This window comes from Leptospira levettii, from assembly GCF_002812085.1.
Taxonomy (GTDB): domain Bacteria; phylum Spirochaetota; class Leptospiria; order Leptospirales; family Leptospiraceae; genus Leptospira_A; species Leptospira_A levettii.
The window spans coordinates 79,056-103,745 of sequence record NZ_NPDM01000001.1; the positions used below are offsets into that span (position 1 = coordinate 79,056).

Annotated in this window: 17 protein-coding genes; 5 read left to right on the plus strand and 12 right to left on the minus strand. The window is 35.9% G+C overall.

Annotated features, from left to right (window positions below):
• Nucleotides 1–2: 2 nt before the first annotated feature.
• The 10 genes from CH354_RS00365 to CH354_RS00410 are packed head-to-tail and all read right to left on the minus strand — an operon-like array spanning nt 3 to nt 18,151.
• The gene (locus CH354_RS00365) at nt 3–650 is read right to left on the minus strand and encodes a hypothetical protein (protein WP_100726370.1); all 648 of its coding nucleotides are present in this window, start codon (nt 648–650) and stop codon (nt 3–5) included.
• Nucleotides 637–6,525: a TIGR04388 family protein gene (locus tag CH354_RS00370; RefSeq protein WP_100726369.1), complete on the minus strand. Its 5,889-nt coding sequence runs from the start codon at nt 6,523–6,525 to the stop codon at nt 637–639. The genes CH354_RS00365 and CH354_RS00370 overlap by 14 nt, the downstream gene beginning before the upstream one ends.
• Nucleotides 6,526–6,558: 33 nt before the next feature.
• Complete coding sequence (locus tag CH354_RS00375; protein WP_100726368.1) at nt 6,559–9,228, minus strand: efflux RND transporter permease subunit; 2,670 nt, start codon at nt 9,226–9,228, stop codon at nt 6,559–6,561.
• Nucleotides 9,225–12,188, minus strand: a complete 2,964-nt coding sequence (locus CH354_RS00380) for an efflux RND transporter permease subunit (protein WP_243395899.1) — start codon at nt 12,186–12,188, stop codon at nt 9,225–9,227. The genes CH354_RS00375 and CH354_RS00380 overlap by 4 nt, the downstream gene beginning before the upstream one ends.
• A 14-nt stretch (nt 12,189–12,202) precedes the next feature.
• Nucleotides 12,203–13,600, minus strand: coding sequence for an efflux RND transporter periplasmic adaptor subunit (locus tag CH354_RS00385; RefSeq protein WP_100726366.1), 1,398 nt, complete (start codon nt 13,598–13,600; stop codon nt 12,203–12,205).
• A complete protein-coding gene (locus tag CH354_RS00390; RefSeq protein ID WP_100726365.1) occupies nt 13,597–14,214 on the minus strand; it encodes a hypothetical protein in 618 nt (205 codons plus the stop codon). The genes CH354_RS00385 and CH354_RS00390 overlap by 4 nt, the downstream gene beginning before the upstream one ends.
• The gene (locus tag CH354_RS00395; RefSeq protein WP_100726364.1) at nt 14,211–14,732 is read right to left on the minus strand and encodes a hypothetical protein; all 522 of its coding nucleotides are present in this window, start codon (nt 14,730–14,732) and stop codon (nt 14,211–14,213) included. Before CH354_RS00395 ends, CH354_RS00390 begins: the two co-directional genes overlap by 4 nt.
• A complete protein-coding gene (locus CH354_RS00400) occupies nt 14,729–15,250 on the minus strand; it encodes a hypothetical protein (protein ID WP_100726363.1) in 522 nt (173 codons plus the stop codon). The genes CH354_RS00395 and CH354_RS00400 overlap by 4 nt, the downstream gene beginning before the upstream one ends.
• Entirely contained in the window at nt 15,247–16,611 is a 1,365-nt protein-coding gene (locus tag CH354_RS00405) for an Ig-like domain-containing domain (protein WP_100726362.1), read from the minus strand. Before CH354_RS00405 ends, CH354_RS00400 begins: the two co-directional genes overlap by 4 nt.
• Nucleotides 16,598–18,151 (minus strand): TolC family protein, encoded by a 1,554-nt coding sequence (locus CH354_RS00410; protein WP_243395900.1) that lies wholly within the window; start codon nt 18,149–18,151, stop codon nt 16,598–16,600. Before CH354_RS00410 ends, CH354_RS00405 begins: the two co-directional genes overlap by 14 nt.
• Nucleotides 18,152–18,272: 121 nt before the next feature.
• On the opposite strand from CH354_RS00410, the gene CH354_RS00415 reads away from it, so the two are divergent.
• From CH354_RS00415 to CH354_RS00430, 4 genes are read left to right on the plus strand one after another with little or no spacing between them, the layout of a single operon-like run.
• Complete coding sequence (locus CH354_RS00415; RefSeq protein WP_100716426.1) at nt 18,273–18,995, plus strand: FecR family protein; 723 nt, start codon at nt 18,273–18,275, stop codon at nt 18,993–18,995.
• Between the two features lie 2 nt (nt 18,996–18,997).
• On the plus strand, nt 18,998–19,915 hold the full coding sequence (locus CH354_RS00420) for a DUF4384 domain-containing protein (RefSeq protein WP_100726361.1): 918 nt from the start codon (nt 18,998–19,000) through the stop codon (nt 19,913–19,915).
• 41 nt (nt 19,916–19,956) lie between these two features.
• Entirely contained in the window at nt 19,957–20,160 is a 204-nt protein-coding gene (locus CH354_RS00425) for a hypothetical protein (protein ID WP_100726360.1), read from the plus strand.
• A gap of 3 nt (nt 20,161–20,163) precedes the next feature.
• Nucleotides 20,164–21,369 (plus strand): LIC_12337 family protein, encoded by a 1,206-nt coding sequence (locus tag CH354_RS00430; RefSeq protein ID WP_100726461.1) that lies wholly within the window; start codon nt 20,164–20,166, stop codon nt 21,367–21,369.
• A gap of 137 nt (nt 21,370–21,506) precedes the next feature.
• On the opposite strand, the gene CH354_RS00435 is transcribed toward CH354_RS00430, so the two are convergent.
• A complete protein-coding gene (locus CH354_RS00435) occupies nt 21,507–22,652 on the minus strand; it encodes a PHP domain-containing protein (RefSeq protein ID WP_100726359.1) in 1,146 nt (381 codons plus the stop codon).
• A gap of 119 nt (nt 22,653–22,771) precedes the next feature.
• Here CH354_RS00435 and CH354_RS00440 point away from each other — a divergent pair, with 119 nt between their 5' ends.
• A complete protein-coding gene (locus tag CH354_RS00440) occupies nt 22,772–24,235 on the plus strand; it encodes an ArnT family glycosyltransferase (protein ID WP_100726460.1) in 1,464 nt (487 codons plus the stop codon).
• Here the strand turns inward: CH354_RS00440 and CH354_RS00445 are convergent.
• Nucleotides 24,232–24,636, minus strand: a complete 405-nt coding sequence (locus CH354_RS00445) for a thiol-disulfide oxidoreductase DCC family protein (RefSeq protein ID WP_100726358.1) — start codon at nt 24,634–24,636, stop codon at nt 24,232–24,234. The two genes, CH354_RS00440 and CH354_RS00445, sit on opposite strands and share 4 nt — an antisense overlap.
• Nucleotides 24,637–24,690: the final 54 nt, after the last annotated feature.

Below are 24,690 nucleotides of genomic sequence, written 5' to 3' on the forward strand. Positions count from 1 at the left end.
GATTAACGTTTCTCAAGGATTGGCGGTACTTTGGTGGATATAAATCCGTTGAAAATTTGATTTTTTATAGGTTGTTCCTCTATAAATAAAATAGATTTGTATTTGTTGTTATTAGAGATTTCATCAGACTCAACGAGTTTTCGATTTCCGAATTCAATTTTTCTTAATACGTCTTTATCAACGAGATCTGATGTTATTGCACAATATAAATATAAAATGGGAATTCTAAAGCTTTCGCATTCTTGTTCTATACACTTTTGTTCATAATACCAATTATTTTGTTCTGAATATATCTTACCTTTACCAATTAAACTGCGCTGGTTTGGTTCTTTATCAGGCCCTCCTTGAAAAATTCTAATATCTCCTTTAGAATCAATAATATAAAATAACGTTTGTTGATCTTCTCCAACCCATGTTTTGTTAAAAAATATCTCCCCTAGTTTAGATCTTCTTAGTTCATTTAGAGTTTTATAGCAACCCAACTCTTCTATTTTAGTTAAACATTCGTTACTTATTTCAGAATGTGTATAACATCCAATTTCCATTTCATAAAAAAAAGATTCTTTATTCTCTACACTATTGCCTTTATTTTCTTTGCAATAACTGAAAAACAATACAATCAAACATAATACAATATTATACATTTTCATTTTTTTCAGTTCCTTGAGGTTTTAAATTATAAAATTCAGAACGATTTAAATAATCAGAATAGATGTCTGGAATTTTCAATTTTGAAATTTTCTCACTGATTTGGGTATCAGACATTTTTTGAGATTTATATTTTGATGTTAAATTTGCTATTATCTGTTTATTCGTTTCTGCTCTAATCCAACGATTTTGTACTCCTTTTCCCCCTGCTGATTCCGAGATCAGGTATTCCATCACTCCTAACGTTGGATTGAATTGTTTTCCGATGACAATATAGATATGATCTGATTTCATTGCTTCAGTCTTTGTGCCCTCAATCGTTTCCATTTTCCTTGTGATTCCAATCGTACCTACTTTTAGATCAGGGATGATACCTTTCGCCTTATGAGCTTTCAATTCCGTTTCCGTTGTGAGTCTTTCTGAAACTAATTTGCTAAAACTACCAGCTTGCCGGAAGTATTCCACTCCATTTTTGTGAACAAAACCGGCCTTAAATTCCGTAGCCATACGTTCCATTTCTTCAGGAGTTAAGTAGACATCTGAATTTAAATTAGCAAAATTTCCTTTCTCCGTTAATCCCGCACCAAATAACACGGCACCTATGTATCGGATACAATCTGTCTCCGAAATTTTGCGAAATCCATTTTCATCTACCGTGTTTACAGCTGATGCAACTTCTTTTCCATCAATTAATTGGGATTGTTTGTATTTTATTTTGCTCATCAGGTTATCACCAAGGAGTTTGGCAACATTGGCGCAATGTTGGGATACAAGTTCATTTGTAGAAAGGTCCACATCGGCTGAAAATTTTGAGATTTCATCTCCCAAACGTTTTACATATGCATCGATTGTTTCCTTCTTTGGATCAAATGTAGCATTTACCTTCGAAAGAGCATCACTGGAACTCACATATTCCACAACCTCTGCACCAATGGGACGAACTGAACGAGATTCGCGTAACCGTTTGTATTCATTGAAGGACTTTTCAACTGCTTTAGACATGGGAACATCTTTTCCACCACGTTTTACTTTGATTTTTGCTTCGATTTCAGAAGTGTCCACTCCTGCTTGTTTCAATTCATAAAGTTTTTTTTCTGTATCTAACCTCGAGTCTTTCTTGTAATCATCAATGATACTTGTTTTTAATTTGGAAATACGATCTGTTTCTTTTGCCGATAATGGTTCTTTTGTATTTCTAACTTTCTCATTGGTTTGATCTGGAGTGAAAGAATCAGAATACCTGCTAACAGATTCACCAAACCAAAAAAGTCCCTTTTGGATCGGGTCAGTCAAACGACTAAAAATAGAACGATCTGAATTGGATTCAAAATTCATTTTTCCGATATCCGATCCCACTTGAAGGAAGTTACTCCCTCCACTCATCCTATTTCGTAACAAATTGAATGCTCCAAATCCACCTAACAATAAACCGCCAAACATTCCAATCTGTCCTGCTATGTCGGAAAGAGGACTATCTCCTTCATTTTCAATGACATTCCCATTTTGATCGGTAACATCACTGGCATCTTGCGCCATATTGATATTTTGATTGGCAAAATTAAATTCCTCAAGTTGGAATCCTTCTTCTGAATTGGTTCCTATATTGACTCCCTGTAAGGTTGAAGCATACGAAATTCCATTTGGATCTATATTGGATGTGATTCCGAGTTTTGAGTTTGGTTCTGTATAACCAACAGTACCGCTGAACCCGGAACCTTTTAAATCGTACATCATTGAAAAATTCCAATTTTTTCTTGGACCTTCGCCTGAAGGATTATAGTTGAGACCAATTTTATAATTTTGATTTGATGTAAAGTCTGTTGCAAATTGAATCCCTTTTGCGATTGCTTGGGAAATTTGTAAGGAAGAGTTTCCTTTTTCAGATATCGAATAACTCACATTATTGATTGAATTTCCTATTCCAACAGTACCACCCCATCCATTCTTTTCTGAATATGAAACACCAATCCCTGGCATCATACCTTTGAATATACCCGTATTAAACTTTCCAAATGAATCTGTCAGACCTAACAACGAACCATTGGCAAATCCTGCTACTGCACCATTTGTTCCCTCATGACTACCAGCTGCGGTTTGTAAAACAGTCGAGGTGATCACTTGCCCAACTCTTGCCGTTGCAGGAATTGCCCCCTTTGTCAAAACATTTGCAAATTTACCAACTTTTGCAAGTGTGGAGTTGGCACTCCCCCAGACTCCATTTGCACCCATCGTGATTGCAATGGAAGCTGCATTAACAACTGTTTGCCTAATTGCTGAATTCTGTGCCTTCCCTTCTGATTTTTTCTTTTGGTATTTTCCGTAAACTGCATCAAAAGCTTGCCTAACAAATGTTTCATCAACTCCATAAACTCTTGCTAATTCTTTAGCAATCATTGTTTTTCCTAATTCTGTCACTACCGCATTCTTATCTTTCAGATCTAAGGTGGGACTTTTGTATTGAGTCCAATTTGCCTGCAAACCTAACGTTTGTAAGGTATATCCAAAATTAGCGAGAGAATCAGAATTTCGATTTGTGTTTCCTGAATTAACAAATTTATGAGCATCAGACATGATACTGTAAATCTCCTCTTCAGTTACTCCGATAGCAACAATAGCTGTTTTTAGAATCCCTCCTATTGCACCTGCGATTTTAGAACCGACATCAGAAAGAATATTTTTTGACATCTCTCTATCGGCTTTTTTTGCCTTTTGTTTCCCTCTGAAGTCTCCCACTAGATTGGAAATTGTATCGATAGGAATACCCGTGGCTCGTGCAAGAGAAATCGAAAGACTGGATTCTATAATTTGTTCTTCGTTATTTTTGATTTCTTCGAGTCGTGTTTTCGAACCAGATAATTGTTGATTTAGTTTATTATATTTTTTTTCGCCGGCTAATTCCTTTGTTAGTCCCATTATTCCAGACATTGCCAAATTTATCGGTATTGATCCCAAGCCATTCGTAAGAGTATCGATGCCTTGGATTGTATAAGAAACTGTATTTCTAACAACCGTTTCAATGGCTTGAATTGGATTTTTTATAGAAACATATTTCTCTCGTGATTTAATTTTCCTTTCCGAAATTCGACCTCGCATAAAATCAATTGCCATGGAAGCCAATTGGATTTGATTTTCATCTCCACCTGATGCTTTGATCCAAACTTTTGCAATTTCATTATTAATCGATGATTCGAATTTTCCTTTTAATGATGCCTTCACACCTGCAACACCACCTGTTAAATAAGCGAGTGCCATTTCTTGTACAAAAGAATCTATATTTTCTTGTGATTCTTTTTTCGTTACGTATTTTTTATAATTATTTTCATTTAACGATTCTAAGGCGTTTAAATTTGTAATGAGCTGATTTTGGTCTTTTTTTAAAGACTGTGTCACAAATGTATCAGCAATTTGGTTTTTTCGTTTTTGTAAATTCTCCCAATCTTCCTCTGTCCATTCGGTGAAAAAATCTTTCCGATCGACAGCTTGGATTTTTCCAATCGAACTTAATGATATTTGTTTACTTATCACAGACATTGAAGCATTATATTCGCCTTCATTATTCCTAGAACCTAACATACCATTGTAAATTTCTTTACTTATGGTGATATTTCCATTTTTACCTGGATCAGATACCACATACTCTTTTTTTAACAATTCATTACACTTTGTTACACTTGGATCTTCATAACATTTTCCAAAGTTAGTTTTTTCTTCCTCTGTTAAGTTTTTATAATCTGCATTTCCGACTAAGATCAATTCTCCTTTTGTCAATTTTCGATCCCCAATCACATCCGTATTGATTCCATAGACATATTGGTTGATCAGTTTGTTTTGTTCCTTCTTTTGGAATTCCTCAAGTTCATGATTCATCTGGACAACACTTGCGAATTGATTGACCCCAAACACAGTCCTTTGAAACGTTTCAAGCATAGAACTTTGTCCAAGTTGTATTTCATTCAAATCGTTCCCCAAAAGAGATTCATTTCGAAAAGTCATTAGTTTCCCTTGGTCTTGGATTGTTTTATAATTAGAATCAAATTCTAATGGTTGCACATTGGATACTTTTGTTGTTGCATCTCCTTTTTCATACAATTCACTCCAGGATTTCCATCCTTTCTCATTTTCTCCTTCTAACTTTTGTAACCAATTCTCTTTCGATGATTCTAAGTTAATTCGATTTTTCTGGTATTCAAGTTTTGCTTCTTCAATGAGACCCTCACGAACGTCGGACCAATTTTTAAAACTATCCGAATATTGTTTCACTCTCGTTTCCCATTGGGTAATTGCTGGCAATAGTTTGTCCGTAAAACTTTTGTTTTGCTCTTTTAGTTGCGAAAAATTGGAATCCCAATACAACGAAGTAGTATAAGAAGAATCATCATACATTTCATACAAAACAGAATATCCGATTGCTCCCATTTGGTAAGAATAAGTTCCAGGAGTAAAAATTGTTAAATTTCGTTCTGCTTGCCAAAATCCATATTTACTCTTTCCATCTAAAATCAAATTCCCTTGTGTATGATATGCATTCTCGAATGGAACTCCCAATCCCATGATCGTGAAATTGTTCAAAAAATGGTACGCATCGGTATACAAATTGGCATTGATGAGATTCTGTACCCTTCGACCGTCTCCCAACTTTGCATTGATAATATCTGTAAGTTGATTGTAATCAGAGTTATGAATGGAACGAAAAAATGATTGTAACTCTGAATCCTGAATCCCTGCAAATACTCCAACATCTCCAGGAATGTAACTCCAATTTTCATACTTAACATCACTTGACAATTGATGATAATTCTGATTTCTCAAAATCCATTCTGCATCAGCTAAATTGAAACTAGATTTTGAATTATTTAAATTGATCTGTAACCCGGTTTGGTATGTGTAGATCCGATCTTTATAATAAGTTTGTTCAACGAATGCTTTATTAGATTCATCTGCCAAAAAATCCTGCATCTTTGTTGCTACATTCGTAAACAACAATTCAGGATCCTTTTCATTCAAAGATAGGACATCGGAGATTTCTGTTATTAATTTTGAGAATATTTTGCCTGCTTCATTATAACTTCCATCATAGTTTCGATACAAACATCCAGATGTGATCTCACAAGAACCTTCAATTCCATCCTTCATTTGTTGGATCATGGAAGCCAAAGCAGAATATACAGTTTGCCTATATTCATCAATCGCATTCAAGTTACTAATGAATTGGTTTTCTGTCTCTTGGAGAGTTGACAAGTATTTGACATAATCTTCATCAAGTGCTTCCAATGAAGACGCAAAAGAGTCCAATCCCTCTTGTTTCGATTTTTCCCATTCGTATTCCCATTCTTCAGCAGCTCGCAGGATATTTTCTCGATTCTCATGTAACAACTTCTCCTCCTGCGTGTAGGAATCAAAAATGCTTTCTTGTCCAATCCTTTGGAAATAAAGGGCATCAACCTTTCCTGTTTCTAATTTTTCTAAAAAACTGATGCGGTTTAAATAGTAATCGTTTACTAAATTACGTTCCCATTCTGTATAAACTATAGATGCTTCCGAAAACAAGGATCGCCTTCTCTCATCCACATAACCTTCGTTTGTAATATAAGCATCTTCTCCAGTTTCTTTTTGTAAAATTTCTTCAATGTGACGATTTGCTTCTGATTGCCAAGAAATCATCGCATTTGTCAAAACCGACTCTACTCCTTCTTCCCAATCCTGCAATGAAGAGGAAAAATACAATCGCCCATATAAATCGGCATATTCATTTGTCTGATAGGTTGGGACCTCCCAGGAATCTTGTAAAGACTGGGAAAACACATGATTTGAAATCAATATCAAGTAAAAAATAACAACGAATGATATGGCTCTTAACCAAAAATGATATGATAACATAAAGAACCTCAGATTTAAGAGGTGAGCTTTTCGTTATCTGGTTCTGAATATTCTTAAATTGTTTTTAAACTTATCAGAAATGATTCCAAAAACCTGGAACAAAAACAGTGACTGGAATAAATAAACACCAGATTTCCATGGATAAAAATAAGTAACAATTAACAATCCAACATATGGGAAACTTAGGTAAAATGGAGGGATTTTTTTCTGATAAGAATTCATTCGAAACATAATAAATAAGAATGGGATAAAACACAATTGATCATAATTCCTAGAAAAAAATTGGAATTGGCATTTACAAAGAATTACAAATGCAAATAGAAATGATAATAATTCGATCCAATATTTTTTACGAAAGAAGAAAGGTATTTGGAATAAAAGCAAAAATATAAATTGATATTTGATTGTCCCATGATCTGATTTGGACCTCTCTGCTAATTGGGTCTTATCTTTGGCAAGTAATGTTTGTATTCCGTCTTCCATTAAATTCCAATTGATACCCTCACCTTTAACAATGATCTCCATACTTGTCTCGGCATTTTTATGGTATATTTTTCCCAAATTTTGATGAGTCGAATAATGCCTTAACGATTCAGGATAAAGGACTTTTCCATTCCCAACAGCAACTGGCTGTTTTTGAAAATTCTCTTTTGAAATCGTATGATTTGAATTTAATTTCACATCAACTAACTTTCCTCCGTATAACATTTTACTTACGACATTCGGTTGTAATATAAGATTTGTTTCCCGAATCGACGGATCAATACCTACTCCCATTTTAGTCAATTGATACGCATCCGTCTGAAACTCGATTCCTTCCGTTGAAGGTTGGAATCCCAAAATAACATCCGATACTTTTTTTTGCACCTGAATCCAAGGAATCATTTTTAATACAGATGATTCCAATGAATTTGGATCCATATTTGTGAACCTTAGTATTGTAGATTCAAATCCATCCATTCCTTCTAAAAAATGGAAGTAACCCATTTCCGAAGGTAAGTTTTTAAAATGAAGAGAATGAATCCCTTCCTTCCATTTCATATAAAAATCAGACCTGGTATTTTTATGAGTTACGACAAGTAAGTTTGTCAATTGTTTCTGCAAGATTGATTGTTCCACTTGTTTTGTAATTCGGATCCTCTCTGATTCTGCAACATAGGAAGGAAATTCCAATTTTGCCAATTGTATGTTATCTAAATGAGGGAAGGAAGATACGGGATCAAAAAGCACTGGTAACGAATATAGAAACGTTACAAAATACAATGAGAATGTTAATATGGTATTCGTATTGAAACTACCAGGTTCTTTCTTTGAAACCAATTCATTTAGTTTCTGTATTTGCAAATCTTGTAAGGAAAAACTCTGTTTTCCTTCTCTCTTCCCAAAATTCAAAAACAGATGCAAAAGGATTGGATAAAAAATGAGAGCAAATAAAAAGATCATCAGTAAATTTAAAATCGATGTGGGAAGTAACTGAAAATACAGCGAAAGTATCAAAATCAAACTTGCAGAGAAAATTTGTTTTTTATGCACAACCATCCTTCGAAAGGAAATCAATGGCAATTGTACTTTCAAAAGTAATAAAAATACAAAACCCGAAATTCCAATTGGTATACCCAAACATTTGAGAGAAAAAAATAGGAGGACTAGAAATAAGAGAAATGTACCTGTATGGATGAAACATAAGATCCATTTCCTTTTCACAATACCAAAATATAGGAAATAAATTCCTTCGATTCCAAGGTAAAAATAAAATATAAACGCTATGTTCTCTATCAATTCCTCTTGGCTTGAAAAGACAAATTGCCAATCAGGGAATTCAGACAGGTATGAATCCAAAAGAAATGACAATTGGATGAGTTGGAAGGCATTGTTTGTAAAGATCACTATTGATTCAAAACTCGAGCCATTGATTCTTGTATGATTTTTACCATGAACATTTGATATACTTACACTCGCGATTTTTCCAAGTGGAAGAAAAGTTTTCCCTTGGGCCAAGATGAATACGTTTTCCCATTCACTTGGATTAGCAGGGTATTCTTTCAAAAAATATTGATTTTGTCCCGGATCATAGGAAACCGAATCTAAATGATGGCGTAAACGATTGTAAATTTCCGTCATGGAAGGACTGAAACCGCTTAGCAGAAGGTTATGGTCAATATTGATTTGGATTTCAGTTTCAGACTCTGGTTGGTATGAAATTTTTTTAACACCAGTTACATTCTGGATTTTTCGTAATAATTCAGCAGGTGGAGGTGACTTAGTTTTGGAAATTCTACGTAGGAGAATCAAATTCGAATCAATTCCAGAATCAAACATAAACCTAGGAAATAATACATCTTTGGGGAATAGATCTTGGTTTAAGATGTATAAATTTCGAATTGTTCGTATGATTTCCTCTTTTCCAATTCCTTCATTTAGTTTTAAGTGCATGGTAACATTTCCAAATTCCGAAACAGATTTGAGTTCCAGATACCCACTAACAGATTTTAGCATCATTTCCCATGGTTTGGTAAGTAACTCTTCCACTTGGTTAGTCGTTTTGCCTGACCAATTTTGAGAAATAACCAATGTATGTTCGTGTTCTATTTCCTTATTTTCAGAAATTAATATTTCTCTACTTGTCATGAGAGAAACTAAAATGACAGTACCAAAAAATAATACCCATTGGTAAAGAAACCTTTTGGCAATGGAGAAACTCATATTGGGGAACTAAAACATTTGATAAATATTTTTGGATACAGATAAAACACAAACACGCAGGAAACGAGTATTCCGATACACATTGTCACTGCAATCGCTCGGACAAATTCGGATCCAGGGAAAACAATAAAAACAACTGGTAACAAGCCAAAAAACGTACTACCAAAGTTAAGTAAAATTGGTTTTTGTAACCAATCAAAAACTAATTTGATTCTAAGTGAATTGTCTGGGATTTCCTTTGTTAACTCCCATCTTTCACCATAAAGGGAAATACTATCAATTGATAAACCGATCAATATCACAAGTCCCATATAATGTCCAAAATGAATCTCAGGAATGATAAAAATTAAAAATATCGTTACCGATAAAAAATAACTAAAACTTATTAATAGATATATACATGGTCGATAAAATGATTCGTAGATACCCACTAACGCTAAATATATCAATACATAAGAACAAACTAATAAAACAAATAATGTCAGATAAAAATTCAATGTCTCTTTTTTGACAGAATTGATATAGTATTGTAGTCCCTCATTTTTTTTGGTAAGAATACGATTCTCGATCCCAAAATCACCCATCCATTCGAGAAAAAATTTTCCCGATTCCCTTTGGAATACGGAAAATGATTTTTTTTCTGTCATTTGGAATAATGATTCAGGGAAAATCAGATCCTTTGTGGCTGATTTAAAAAGTGGTAACGATGATGAGGGAGGTAATCTTGAATCGTCAGTTTTCTTACTCATGGACAAATACATGGGAAGTGAATTGCCTTTACCCAAAAGACCCAAATATTTAGGCGAAGTTCGGTACAGAAGATTTTTTTCTAAATCTTCGAGGTCCGGTTGCACTTCTGAATTTGGTAGGATTCTGGTTTTCCAAATTTTCATTTGAATGGGTGTAGGGATAAAATTAAATTTCCCACCTAACTTCTCTTCTGTTTGCGAATGAAGAACTTCTTTTGCCAAACGATTCAATTGGTCCCAATCTTCATGTAGTAAAACAATCTTATCTACAGGGAGGAAAGGTAAGGATTGTGATAATTCAGAATGAATTTCGAATACACCCACTTGCCAGCGATTCGGGTTTATCGATTGGAGTACTTCAGTGAGCCATTTCTCAGAGCCTTCAAAATCAAAGGATTTGATAACAAAAGGAACAGCATTTACATTCGCTTCCCATTGATCTGAGGCTGTGTTTTGAGGTAAGATGACTATACTTTGGAGTAAATGGTTTCCATTGATTCGATTCAAAATATCATTAATGAGAAATTTTTCTTCCAAAAACTGAATTGTCGATTTTGGTACCACGTGGATCAACTTTCCAATCGGCTTTGGATTCGGAAAAATTTGGAACTGGACTTTGTTTCTAGAAAAAACAAATGTTAAAAACAGTATCACCAAACATATAAATACGATCCATTTTTTCCGAACCCAAATTAAATTGAAAACAAAAGGCAACTGAAACAGATCCTTCTCCTGTCGATCTGTTCTTTTCTGGAGCTGAGGATTGAAAGTAATGAATAATAATGGAATCACTGTGACAGAAGTGACTAAACTGGAAAAGATCAATATTACAATGCTAAGCCCAATATCATAAAAAAAATCTCTCCATTCGTGTGCATACAAAAGCAAAGGGAAGATTACCACCATTGTTGTTAATCCCGAACAAAACAAGGAAATCAAAACATTTCGAACACCTTCCGTGACACAATTTACATTCACACTTTCCTTCTGGCATTGTGATTGGATTGAGTAATAAATTAAATTATTCGCATCGAATAACATTCCAATCCCAACTGATATCCCACTAATACTCAAAAGGTTAACCGAAATGGAAAATAGATTCATAAGATGGAAAAAACAAACGAGAGAAACAATTACAGCAAATAACAAACACAAAACGGGAAACCATTCTTTATACAAGGAATAGGAGAAAATGAGAGCACATAGTAAACTTGCAAATAGGAAGAAAAAGAATTGAACCAATTGTTTTGTTAACTCTCTTGAGGTGTCAGAGTACAAAACAGGTTGAATCGATTGTTTGTATTCGTTTAAAATCAAATGAATTTGAGATGAGAGTTTGAGTGGATCTTGGCTTCTATCGACATGAATGGCAAAATATACCGAGTTTTTCCCACCATGTTGCACAATTTGATTCACAGAAGAATGTTGAATCGAAGTATCCGCAAACTGTTCTAAAGGAATGTATTTTGAATCTCCCAAATGGATTGGAAATTTTCGAATCTCTTCCAACGAGGAAATCTCTGGTCCATATTTAATCTCGGTTTCCCTGCCTACATCATATAGTTTTCCAAGTGAACCTGCTTGCATGGCAGAAATAATTTGATATTCTATGTCTTTTATTTTGATTGGATGTAATTTTAAGAATGTTTCTCTTAAGTGAATGAATCCAAAGGATTCAGAATCACCAATTTTTTTCACTTCAATCACTCCCGATATTCTCTCTAGTTTGTATTTCAGTTGATTGATCAAATATGAGAAATTTTCCTTTGTTAAATTGGTTTGTTTGGAAATAGTAAATTCAATAAATGGATTTTGGTGATCACTTCCCATTTGTACTTTGGGAGTGCCTACCCCAAGAGGTAATTCATCTTTTATTTCAAACAATAACTGAAATAGTTCTTCTTTAAATTCCCAGACCGATATATTCGATTGTAATAAAATTTCAATCTTTGAATGTCCATGTTCCGAAAATGTTCGGATTTGTTTGACCTCTTTTAAGGATGAAATGCGTTTAGACATTGGCAGACTTAATGATTTATCAATTTCTTCAGCTGAATGATTGGGAAATGTTGTCGTAACCTGGTATTGTAAAGGTGTCAAGTTTGGCAGTAATTGAAATCGAAAACGATCCATTTGAAAATAAATACCAATGAACATTAATATGATACAGACCCAACACAATCGATTGTGTCTGTCGAAATATTGGATCATATTTCCAACAAATTTCATTTTACATTGACTTGAACAAGATCGTCTTCACTGATTCCCATAAGGATTTCCATTTCATTTTGGTTATGTGGTTTGCATTCAACATATCTTTTTTCAATGGTTTCACCGGACTTCACCATCAGATAATAACCAGAAGATACGTCACCTAACACAGAGACAGTTGGAACGAGAAGGATATCCTTCATTCCTTCAGTTTCTACTTGGACAAGACCAAACATCCCTGGGAGCAAAGATAATCGTTTTTTATGTAACTTAGCCCTAACTCCAATTCCATGGGAACGAGCATCCAAATAACTGCTTATCTTATCGATTTCACCATTAACAAATTGAGAACCTTCGAGGCTCGGGTGAAACGTAATCTCCTTACCAAGTTTCATCAACTTTAGATCTGATTCACCTATTTGATACGATACCGACAGATCTCCATTTTCTATGAGAGCAATCGCTGGCAGATGATTGGTAAGTTCTCCTTCCTTTAGGTGGACTTTGAAAATTGATCCAGCTTTAGGAGCATATAATTTAAATTCTGAAATCATTTGTTTGTTGGTTTGGATTTGGTTTTCGAGAATTTTCGTATTGGTAACACTTAGATCATATTCAGTTTTCTCAATCAGGGAATTTTGACGTTTCCATATTTTAATCCTATCACTGATTGAGACTGTATCTTCTGGAAAATCCAAATGAAGTGTATTGACTAAACTTTCTCTATCACGATTTAGATTTTTAAAATGAGCCTGTTTTGCATCGACATCCAGTTTCCAACGGTCAAGCTCCGATAAAGAAACAAAACCTTCCTTCCACATTGTTTCTTTTTTTTCCATTGTCAATTTAGAGGTTTCCCATTCGCTCTTCGCAAGTTCTAACAATTCCGTTTTTTTATCGATTTCTCGAAGTTTAACCTCGATTAGATTTTCTGCTTGTTTCCATTTTTCCAAAGCGATGATCTGATTGGCTTTTGCAACTTCCAATGAAATTGATAATTTATCTCCTTCTAAACGGAGTAACTCATCATCTAATTGTAATAACAAATCTCCTTTTTTAACAGATTGGCCTTCTGCGACATGAAGGAATTTTATCCTTCCAAGATGTTTGGTCTGTAATTGGATTTCCTTAGTTGCTTCCACAGTTGCTGGATACTCCAATGTAATTCGTTTTTGGATCACAACTGGTTTTTGAAATAATGGAACGTCTTTGGGATTTCCAATTGCATACACATTTTGGTCTGCTAGGAACCAATCCTTGTGATACAAGATTGTTGTCAGCCAAGGGAATCGATTACGGATGTTCTCATTCGAAAACCAGGTAAATAGAATGGAAAGAGTTGTGGATACAAAGAAGTAAAGAATCAAGTATTTCCATTTTTCTCTAAGAATCTGGAGGATTTTCGCTTTCATACACTTACGATCCAAAACATCATTGCTGACCATAAGATTGGGATAAAATAACCAAAACTCTTCGTAAATTTAGGATTTGTATCGCTTACAAAATACATCGATTGCGAAAACAAACTTCCATTTACTTTAATAAAAAGAAGAAAGAGAACAATCCAAAACCCAAAGAGATAAAGGGAATAATAATATGACTCTTGTATCAAACCTATTGATAGATTCCCAATAAACAAACAGAGAATGAGGGAAAAAAAAGACTGAGTCATTCTTTTCGTTAGTTGGAAAAGTTTATTGGGTTCTTTACTACTTCTGAACTTTAAGTAAAGAAAAACCAATACAATGGAAAAACAAAAATATAGCAAATACAGAAAATAAATCGAAACAATTTGGAACGGATATAGTTGCCAAAAAGAAACACTTCCATACCGACTCACCATCTCAAGTTCAATCTGGATATTGGCTAACTTCAGTTTGTCCCAGGAAGTGAAACAATGGATAAAATATAAGATGGTATAAAGGAGAAAAAATGACCAACCCTTTGACCATAAAAGTTTCCAAATCGAAATGCTTACATTTGTGATTCGTTGGAATCGTGACTGGAGAAAACGTAGATTTTTCATTTTTTAGATAACTCCTGATTCATTCTATCTAAATAGTTCTGAAATTGTTTACTTTGGGCCAAAAATAGTGATTTATGTTTCGATTTTACTTGTCTTTCATTCCACTGAAGATACAACAAACAAGCCTCAGGTGAGACGACCAAAAGTTCTAATAATTGTTTCTCCTCTTCCAAGTTTACTTGGATTTTCTCTTTGGAAAGTAAGATCACTTTAAAATAATACATGATCAGTTCTGGAGTTTTTTTCTGGGTATCGTTCCATTCCTTTAGAAACTCATTCCATTCACTCAAATAAAAAAGAGATTTTAGGTATAAATTTTCTTCTTCTAGGGATAGTTTCCTTTCCTTTTTTCGGTCCGATAGGATCGCCTGTACTACCGTTAAATGTCCAGTATTGTAGGCATCCTTAACGATCTGAAATTCTTTTGGATCAATGACTTGTTCTTTCTCACAACTAAATGAGAAAAAAATAATTACAATTACCATATACCAAACTCTTCTAACATTTTGTCGATTCATGGGTTACCTTCGGCTCGGGGAAACAATGGTAATTCCGAATCGGGTTTCCATTCCCAATCAAATTGTTCGATTTGTTTTTCATTTAAATCATAAAGGAAGATTCGAATTGATTGGTTTGGACTCCCCACCTGATAAGGAAACCTAACAAAGAGCACAAATGGGATTCCAAGACCATGGGCAACCTGAGACCAATAGGAAAATCGGGAAGAGTTGTCTCCATTTTTAGGTAAGATTTGTTTTTGGAATTCACTCAAGTGATTGTTCTCAATTGGATCATTTTTGAATTCATGGATTTCTTCTCGATGGAAAACGGAATACCCACTTCGCTCTAACGATTCCGAAATCTGAAGGATCACTTCTTTTTCCCAGAGGTAATGATCAGAATAAAAGGAAGAAACTGTGGGTACCAAAAGTATCAGTTTCCCATGAGGAAGTGGAAATTTTTGATACCTCACAGTTTCATGAAAGAGGGTGCAGGAAACAGAAAAAAGTAGAACAATTGTGAATAGGAATTTCATTTTGCCTCCATTTGGATGATAAAAGGAGAACTCATTTTTTTTCCATTCGCAGAACGTACATCTGCATCTAATTTGAATTCATAATAAGGATAAAAATTGGGAGAATTTGATGAACTTGCCAAATTAAAGTCCCCACCAGTTGTATTATTTCCAAACAAAGTTCCATTACAACTAGCTTCACTTTCTGCAAAGGAATATGTGATTTCCTTACATCCGAATGGATACACAGATTGGCAATGGCTCCATTCCCATGTCGATAAACGAATGTTACTTGATGGTGGTGAAATTTTTGTCAACCGACTGGAAGAGATAACAGAAATTGGATCCATATATTCATCAAAAAATAGTTTGAAATTATCTGTATTTACATCCGCACATGCAGAAGAACTCGCGATACCACCAGTTCCGTCATCTCCACCTCTAAATTGGTATTGGTGTGGTGAAAGAAATGATAATCCTTTACTCCAAAAACATAAAGTAGAATCCCAACGACTCCCCACGGTACTTCCTAATTCTTGGATTCCAATTCCACACAATTGGGAAGCGAGGCCAAAACCAATGACTTCGGGAGGTTTTGCGACTTCGTTTGTGTAAAAATCCATTCGGATCGGTTTTTCTATTTTAGTTCCATCCAAAGCAGAAACACCAGAAGCCAAATTGATTTGGTATCTGGTTTGGCTTTGTAAGGGTGCATCCAATTGTATCTGGACTTGGTTGGGATTTGTCCATTCCAAGTGGTAGGATGTACTTGGTTCCATTCGCAATCCCAAGGAAACATCTGTTTGGTTCATTGGTTTTGAAAATACAATCGTGATTGGAGTGGTTTGAGTATACCCCGAACAAGCAGTATTCACTTCTTCTAAAATACGATCTTTGATATTACCACCCGTCAAACATTCGTCATACGTTCCTTCTGAGATCAAAATGGAATTTATGGTAGGTGGCAATGGTGAATCTTCGACTTGGACTCGAAACGGAATTGAATACACACGATCCAAATCTTTTCCTTTTTTGTTTTCACATTGTTTGGTGAGGCGGATCACATACCCACCAGGCAATAATTCTTGGTTCGGAACGAATTTTAAGGAAATATCAGTTGTTTCAAAATTACCCTTTGTGTTTGGATCAAGGGAAAAAGCAGTCACACAGGACTGTATTTCCATCGGTTGGTTCCATAGGACTGAGATATTTGTTTTGGGGGATACCGATTGTTCTCCAGAACTAGGAGAAAAGGAAACCACCTTTGGTGTATCATCATTAACAAACATAGCTAACCAATCTTTTGAGGAACCCATCTTCGCATGGCAATGATGGAAAACAACCAATGGCAAAAGATAACCACTCCATTTAACGCATTTCATACGGATCCTCTAAATAAAATGGGGTAAGTTTGCCTTTCCTTGGTTCCTTTTTTTCGAAATTTTGTGTTGGTATTTGTTCTTTCCAATCAGACAAAAGTTGATTGAATTCACTTTTATATTTATGGCGATGCAAATGGTAATATCGATTGGAGAAAGGATCTTCTCCCAGTAAAATGACTAATTCTAAAGCAGTTGCGATGTAATTAAAATAATGATCAAAGGTATGTTCAAATGCGACAAAAACTTCCTCTTCAGTTTTTAAATATTCAATTTCTGTAATCTGATTTAATTTTTTCTCTTCCGCTTTTTGTTTTAATGTTAAAAATGCAGATCTTAAAAAATGCAAATATAATGTATATTTTTGGTATTCCTCCTCTAACTTAATTTCTGTAGACTTGGAAAGATTTCGTAAATAAAGTTCGGTTTGTTCTCGTTCTGTGTGAGACTGAACTAAATTGAATCTAACATCGTATCGTTTTTTATCACGACTTACTTCATCAAATAAATTGATGGAACCACTTTGGAATGCATTTTCCCCTGGCCCAACCGCTTGGGGACCATAACCTGGAATGCGTTGGATTCCATTCCCTTCTGATTGCATACCATTTTGGGTATTGGAAACAAAACTGGAACCTCCCAGGTTGGCTTGGAACCCTATACTCACTCCATAAATTTCATTTTGGAGAGGGAATCCTTGGTTTCCATTCCGTCCCAGGTAACCACCTAACACAAGCTTTGGTTTCCAATCGTTCCTTAGAGATTCTTCTTCTAAATGGACAAGTTCCATTTGGTATCGATTTTTTTTTCGCAGAGGGTGGTTCGCATCAACTTCAATCGGTGAAGGAGTTGGTTGGAAAATTTCAATCCTTTCTGTAATCCCAGGTTCCAATTCCAAACTTTCACTTGGGTCAAGGAACATTGCTGCTTTTAATTCTAAGAGGGAAGATTCTCTTAATGCTAGGGTATGGATTCGTTTGGAATAAAAATCTACCTCCCACTGTTTTAATGATTTTGCCTCTACCGCTTGTAATAAGTTGGTTTGGATTTCAAGGTTTCGTTTTCGATTTTCTAATTGGTAACGATCGTATCTGTGGTCAACCATCGATTGGATGAGAGTTCGTTTATTGGCATTGAGGTAAGCTAGGGAGATGTTTTGGAAAATTTTTTCACGTAAGATTTTTTTTTCCTCCAATTGGATGAGTTGTTTGATTTCTAATTTTTGTTTTTCTCGTTCGATTTCGCCACCATCATATAATAATTGTTGGATTTGGATCCTGACATCTCGATACTCTTGGTCTAATTGTTCGCGGTTCCTTGAGAAAATTCCAAAATAATGAACTCCTAATTTCGGTAGGTATTGTTTCCATTTTTCACTCAGTAAAATGGGGAATAATTCTGATTTTGTTCTTTCTAATCTGAATTGGGCATTCCGTTCGAGACCCACCCAAATACAATCTTCCCATAAAAAGAATCCCTCGGCTTGTAAGGATCCAATTCCCAAAGAAAGATACATTGTCACAATGAAGAGAACACGCCACATATCAAAAGATAGGTGGTATTAATTGATTCTGGTTCTAAATAGAATGATTTGTAGGGAATTTTTTGATTTTTTTTTCTGATTTTTGACTTGTAAGGTAGCGCTTATCCCTTATAAAAGTGGCATGATCCGTTTGATTCCCTTATTTTTGTTTTTAATCACGACCACTACTGTATTTGCGGAAGAAGTAGGAGTTGTTAGTTTCATCCAAGGAAACAATTACCTATCAGGTCCCCGTTTTAAAAAAGCAAAAGAACCGGTGAAATTAGGGAGTGTCCTAAAAAAAGGGGATACCATCACAACGGAAGATGGAACTTGCGAAATCCAATTGGCAACACAAGCAACCATTCGTTTGGCGAAATTTTCGACTCTCCGCATTGACGACTTATTGAATCCAAAAACCAAATCCACCACACTCAATTTAGTAGGTGGTAAATTATTCGTAAAAGCTCACAAACCACCAGGTGGTGGTCCTAGTGATTCCCAATTGAGCGTAGTCAACCCAAGTTTTGTGGCAGGTGTTCGTGGGACAGAATTCCTCGTTGCAACACCAAACCAAGGTGGGGAAGACGAAGACTTAAAGGAAGTCGAAACGGGAGTTTATGTGAATGAAGGTACAGTTGCAGTTAGCCCTGACAAAAAAGGCAAACAAACGCTAGTGGGCCAAAACGAAGAAGTGGTAGTTTCAGGCAAAGAATTGAAAAAACAGATTTTGGATGAGTTTGTAAAAGAGAAAATGCGTATCTTTGAACAATTCAAAGCCATCAAAGAAGAGAACTACCAACGCATCAAAGAACAATACGAAAAAAATGATCAAATCATGAACGACTACAAAGGACAAGGTTAATCATGAAACGTTTTTTGGTACTTTTCTCAGTTGCCGTTTTATCTGTATTCTCTGCAGATCGAATTGGTACAACACCAGTATATAAAATAGCGATAGAGGCCTACCCTTCCACGGAAGAAAGTCGGGCTTTGCGAGATTTTATCAAAGAACAAATCCAATCCACTGGTCGTGGGCAAATCGTGGTAGCCTTTCCTTCAAGTGAATCCAAAACCTGGGAATTTGACAAACGAGGGGAAGCGACAACGGAAACAAAGACCAATTTACAATCTCTGACCCAAGTGGATAAATTGGTCCTCGTTTCACAGGAAGATGGACAAGCACTTGTTTCCTTTGTGGATGTTTTACACGAAACGTTGGAATACCGAAATGGACTACCTGAGTCCTTATCTAAAACTTTGGTCGCAGACTTTCTCAGTTACCTAGACAAAAAAAACATCTACCTCGCTCTTTCCCACACAGGCTCTAGTACAACTTCCCAAGTCAAAATCAACTCACTCAAATCTTCGTATGTTGCCGGAGAACCGATTCGTTTTGAAATCGAAACTGCTGAAGACAATTATGTGTATGTTGTTCTCGTTCCTGAAAACCAAAAAGGGGAACCCGTATTGCTGTTTCCCAATCCTATGCAAAGTGACAACTTTGTGAAAAAGGGAGAAAGGATTACCATCCCAGACAAACGGATTTCCTTTAAAGCAGCACCAACTCCTTCAAAAGATAGGATTAGAGCCTTTGTCACAAGAGAAGAATGGAAAGAATACCAACTCCGTGGCAAAAAGGAAGATCCCTTCTACCGTTTATTACCACCAGCAGTCACTGGCACAAAAACATTGGCACGTTCCCTCACACCTCCTCCAACCATCACGTCACCAATCGAACAAAGTTTAGTGAACGAGTGGGAATACCAAATCTTATCTCGCTAAAATTCTTGCAAATTACACTCATACCTTTTGTTATATAAGTTATGAGAATCTTTCGAAAACCACTTATCACGATCTTACTCTTTAGTTCTCTCGTCTCTTGTTCCCTCTTTCAAAAAGAGGACAATCAAGACAAAGATGCCATCAGTGCTCTCTTATTATCCCTATGGGCTTATAACCAAGCCGCAGGTTGTTCTGGACCTAAGTCTGGATTTACCATTTGTATTCCAAAAGGGATTGCGGACTAAATGATGAAAAAGACAGTTTTTCTCCTTCTCTTTTTGGGTGTTAGTTTCCAGGTTTCAGACTACCAGAACCAAACACGTAAATCCGAAAAAACGATTCTCTCTGAATTATTAAGTGATTCCATTCATTTTGGATTTGGTTCCGAAAAACTTTGGTCAGCAACAAGTGCAGATAACTGGGGTTTTGTGAGACAATCGGCGACCTGGGCAAGAGGGAATTCTGGAATCATTGATAACTTAATTTTAGCATTAAAGAATGCTGGTTATTTTAACAACCCTACTGCCTCCCGTACGGATGTTCTCAGTAATGTCAACTTGAGTGGGTTTGGTTCTTCCACTCTAACAATTAAAATCAACACTCCAACGGCAAATGTTGCGTCTACTGCTTATGCAGGGAATAAATCCTTTAACCATTTTCTCGAAATTAAAAAGACAGGTGCTTCCACTCCTTCCTTACAATTATTCTTTGATGATCCAAACACAACTTTGGGCAATGATGGAGCGCTCGTTTACTACCGGTTAGTTGATTTTGGTAACCCACAATTTGCCAATGTAGGGGACGTAATCACCGAAAGTTACACAGGTAATGATTCGATTTATGGAACCAAATTCCAAACCTATACTTGGCGGAATGGCCCCGAAAACTCCTCTTGGATCAGCAAACATGGTCGAGTGGTGTTAACAGAAGTAGATTCTGGAAGGCAACTTTGTTTTCGTTCCGTTGTTAGACTTAGTTTTACCAAATTAAAGGAAATCAATCCATCGAATACAACTGCACTCGACCAATTAAAAACGGCTTGTGGTGGTAGTGATCAAATTTATTATGTTTTAGCATATATGCAAAAATTTGATTCACCTTTCCTAACAACAGCAAAAGCTACATTCACAACAGCTGGAACAAAAGCGGAAACTATCTGTGGTTTATCAACTTCATCCTTTCCCGGAGCCAAACTCTCTTATGGTATTTTTAATATCAATGGGTATGTAACTGACCAATTGAATGCAGACCAAGTTCCAACCAACTATCCAAGTCCCACTGTTGGTGGTTCCGATTTTATGTCTGTTGATGAAGCATTTAACAGAACCTATGTTGCAGCTGGTGCGAGTATTTCTGGGCAGGCAAGTTTGGGAGTCGTAAAACAATATGAAGAAACATCAAAAACGTATTTAGATGCTTTTGATGGATCTGCTCAAAATCTAACCTTTAAATAAGAAAAAAATATTTAGACCTAGGATTGGAATCTTTGATTTTGCAGATTCCAACCCTATGGTAGGATTCCTGAAACAATCAGTGGATTTTTCCCATGGGATAAAATTCTTGAAACGTAGAATCAAAAATCAGTTTGTTTTTAATTGGTTCGAAATATGGCATTCGATAGAATCGAACCTGTGAGTGCAATGAGTTCCACTCGGACATAAGGATCCGATTCCAACATTTGGTAGGTTGCAGAACTCGTATCGGGACTCACTTGTAAAATTTCTCCCTTTTGCCCAATGAAACGAATTTCCAAATACCGTTCTTTCGAAGTCACCTGGATTTGGTTTTTATCATTCACTTGGATTTGAGGAACCATTGGATCAAGAGCCCCTTGGAAGAATTTTTTCACACAATAAAAAGAACCCGTTTGTAAGGATTGCATAACAGCCGTTTGGTCTTTTACACCGTCATTTGTCACGATGTAACGCAAAAAACTTTCGCCTTTCCTACCTCGTTGTCCACCTAATGTTTGGATCCAATCTTTCCAAAAAGGTTGGTCAAATTTTTGCACCACTGTTTCTGGAAAATAATGCAAATCGTCACTTGCCATACAGTGGACATTTTTACCTGAACTGAGTAATGTATCTAATATTTTTGCATCATCACCGAACGGAGAGTATACTTCTACCGCTTGGAAACCATCTAAAGCAGACATCTCTTCTTTTGAATAGGAGTCAAATAATTTGGGATGTGGTAGTATTACATAACCACCTAACTTTTTCATACGATCCATAACCCAATTTAAGTTTTCTCTGGATGCATAAATAGGGAAATAATCATAAAATGCCTTTTGGATCCCAATTGCCAGTATGTGGCGTTTTTTCACATTCTGTCCCCATTCCATTCCTCGGATGTAGAATGGATCTTCTGTCTGCGAAACCTGTCCGTAATCTGTGACAGCGATATTGGAAAAACCTTCCTTTGTATATTCGGATTTGATTTCTTGAATCGTATGTCTCTCAGGAGTGAACCAAACTTCATTAGAATGTGTATGTAGGGAAATTTTTTCACCCATACTCCCATTCCAATTTTTGTAAGGATTCATGATCTTAGATCCAAAAAATGGTGAATTGGAATGTTCTGAAGATTTTCGAAGGAGTAGAACCACTGCAAGTTGGTAGAATACGAGAATCCCAATCATAGCCATCGCAAACAAAGGATAACGGTACTTCCAAAGGGAAGGCCTTGTGGCTTTCGCTTCTATCTCAAGGACAGGACCTGGAATGTGCAGTAACATGGGAAAAGTTTACAAAATCTATTTTCCAATTTGATTCCAGTTTTGTTACAAAATGGATACAAAGGATGTTTCTAAAATTTGGTTTTGACAAGGGTGAGAGGGTTTTTGCTTCTAGGAATGTGCAATTTTTCACACCAAAACGAACCTTTTTCCTATTATTTTTAATTCTGTCTGTATATTTGTTTTGGGGGAATGTTTCTCCGCTGATAGACCAGGATGAAGCTGCCTATGCAGGTTTTGCGAGGACCATGGCGGAAACTGGAGATTATCTCAACATGGAGTTCCCCTATTCAGAACCTCACAGAAAACCACCTCTTCATTTTTGGATCACATCCTTTTTCTTCCAAACTTTTGGAACAAGTGAGTTTGTTCTAAGGTTGTTTCCCACAATTTGTATTCTTGGAACCGCAGCTCTAACATACCATTTAGCATACGTTATGTTCAATAGCAGAACAGCTTTGTATGCATTTAGTATTTTGAGTTTTTCTCTTTATTTTCCACTCAACGGAAAAATCGCACTTGTCGATTCCCTATTAGTTTTTTTTGGAATGTTGGGATTTGTAAACCTTCATCATTTTATCAGAACATCAAAATGGATCTATGCTTTACTATTTTGGTGTTCTGTGAGTATCGGTGTTCTCATCAAAGGACCACCCATCCTTATCTTTTTAGGAGGGACTTGTTTTCTCTTACTCTTTTTTGCAAAGATACGACCCATCATTTGGAAACTCCATCCCTGGTTCGGATTACCGATGGCTCTTTTTCCCATTTTTCTTTGGGGGTATTTTTCATGGCAAAAAGATGGAGGGATTCTCATTCGATGGATGGTCGATTGGTACATCTTACGTAGGGCCACGAATCCAGTTTTTGGACAATCAGGACCACCTGGCACCTATTTGGTGTTATTTGTGATAACACTTTTCCCATGGACAAGGATTTATCTTTCATTTTTAAAAGAAATGTTTTGGAGATTCGTGTCTCATTTGAATGCAAAGGAAATCAAAGATTCTATTTTTTCCTCCTTTCGGAATGGGATTCTTTTGCCACTCTCCCCTCGCTCTTTTTTGATGATTGGTCTCGTTTTCTCATGGATCTTTTATGAGTTTCTATCGAGTAAACTCCCTTCCTATCCTCTGTCTGCTTACCCAATCCTTTCCATCTTACTTGCTGAACAATTATCGAAAAAACACAATCAGATTTACTTATACAGGTTGTACTTAACAACTTCGATTCTGATGATCCTTGTGATTGGATTTATCGTTTTACCAAAATTTAATGAAATGAGAAGGGAAACAAAATCATTAGCTGAAATTGCCAAAGGGCGAATCCAAACAAATGAAACCTTATATTCGTATGGTGGACTTGGAATCCCAAGTTTTGCCTTTTATTTTCATAGACCCATCAAAGAAATCGAATGGAACGAATTCATGAAGGTAAATGGAACCATTCTTATGACAGACTCTGATCGAATTCTATTTGATTCCATGGGATTCAAACTGAAACAAATGGGAGAACCCATCTCCCTATATGCATATGATCGAAACAAAACCTTAAAACTAGTACTTGTAAAAAAAGAACCTTAGTCTAAAAACCTTTGTTTCAATTCGGGTGTTGGTACCATACATGTTTCCGCTTTGCCAAACCACTGGTACCGGTGTTTGGCGATCAAACGATACAAAAAATTGCGGAGTGATCTAGGTACTAACCAAAAGAGAACTCCCAATCGCCATGGGAAAGTTAATTCCTTTGTGATACTAAGGATGGCATCTGATTCTTGGTAGAGTTTACCTTCTTTCCAATACAAAATGCTATCAGGTAGGGAATTTCTCGCAGGTTCGGGAATGAGTTCTAAAAAAGTTTTGGACCCAATTGCAGAAAAGGAGAGAGATTCTGTTTTGTTGAGTTTCAATAAAAATTGAACCGAACCCATACAAAGATGGCACACTCCATCGAAGAAAACAATTTTCCTTTTTTCCACTGGCAGACTTTCCCCTTAACTCCAAATTGGTTGATAAGCATTCGAAATCGAGTCTAATTC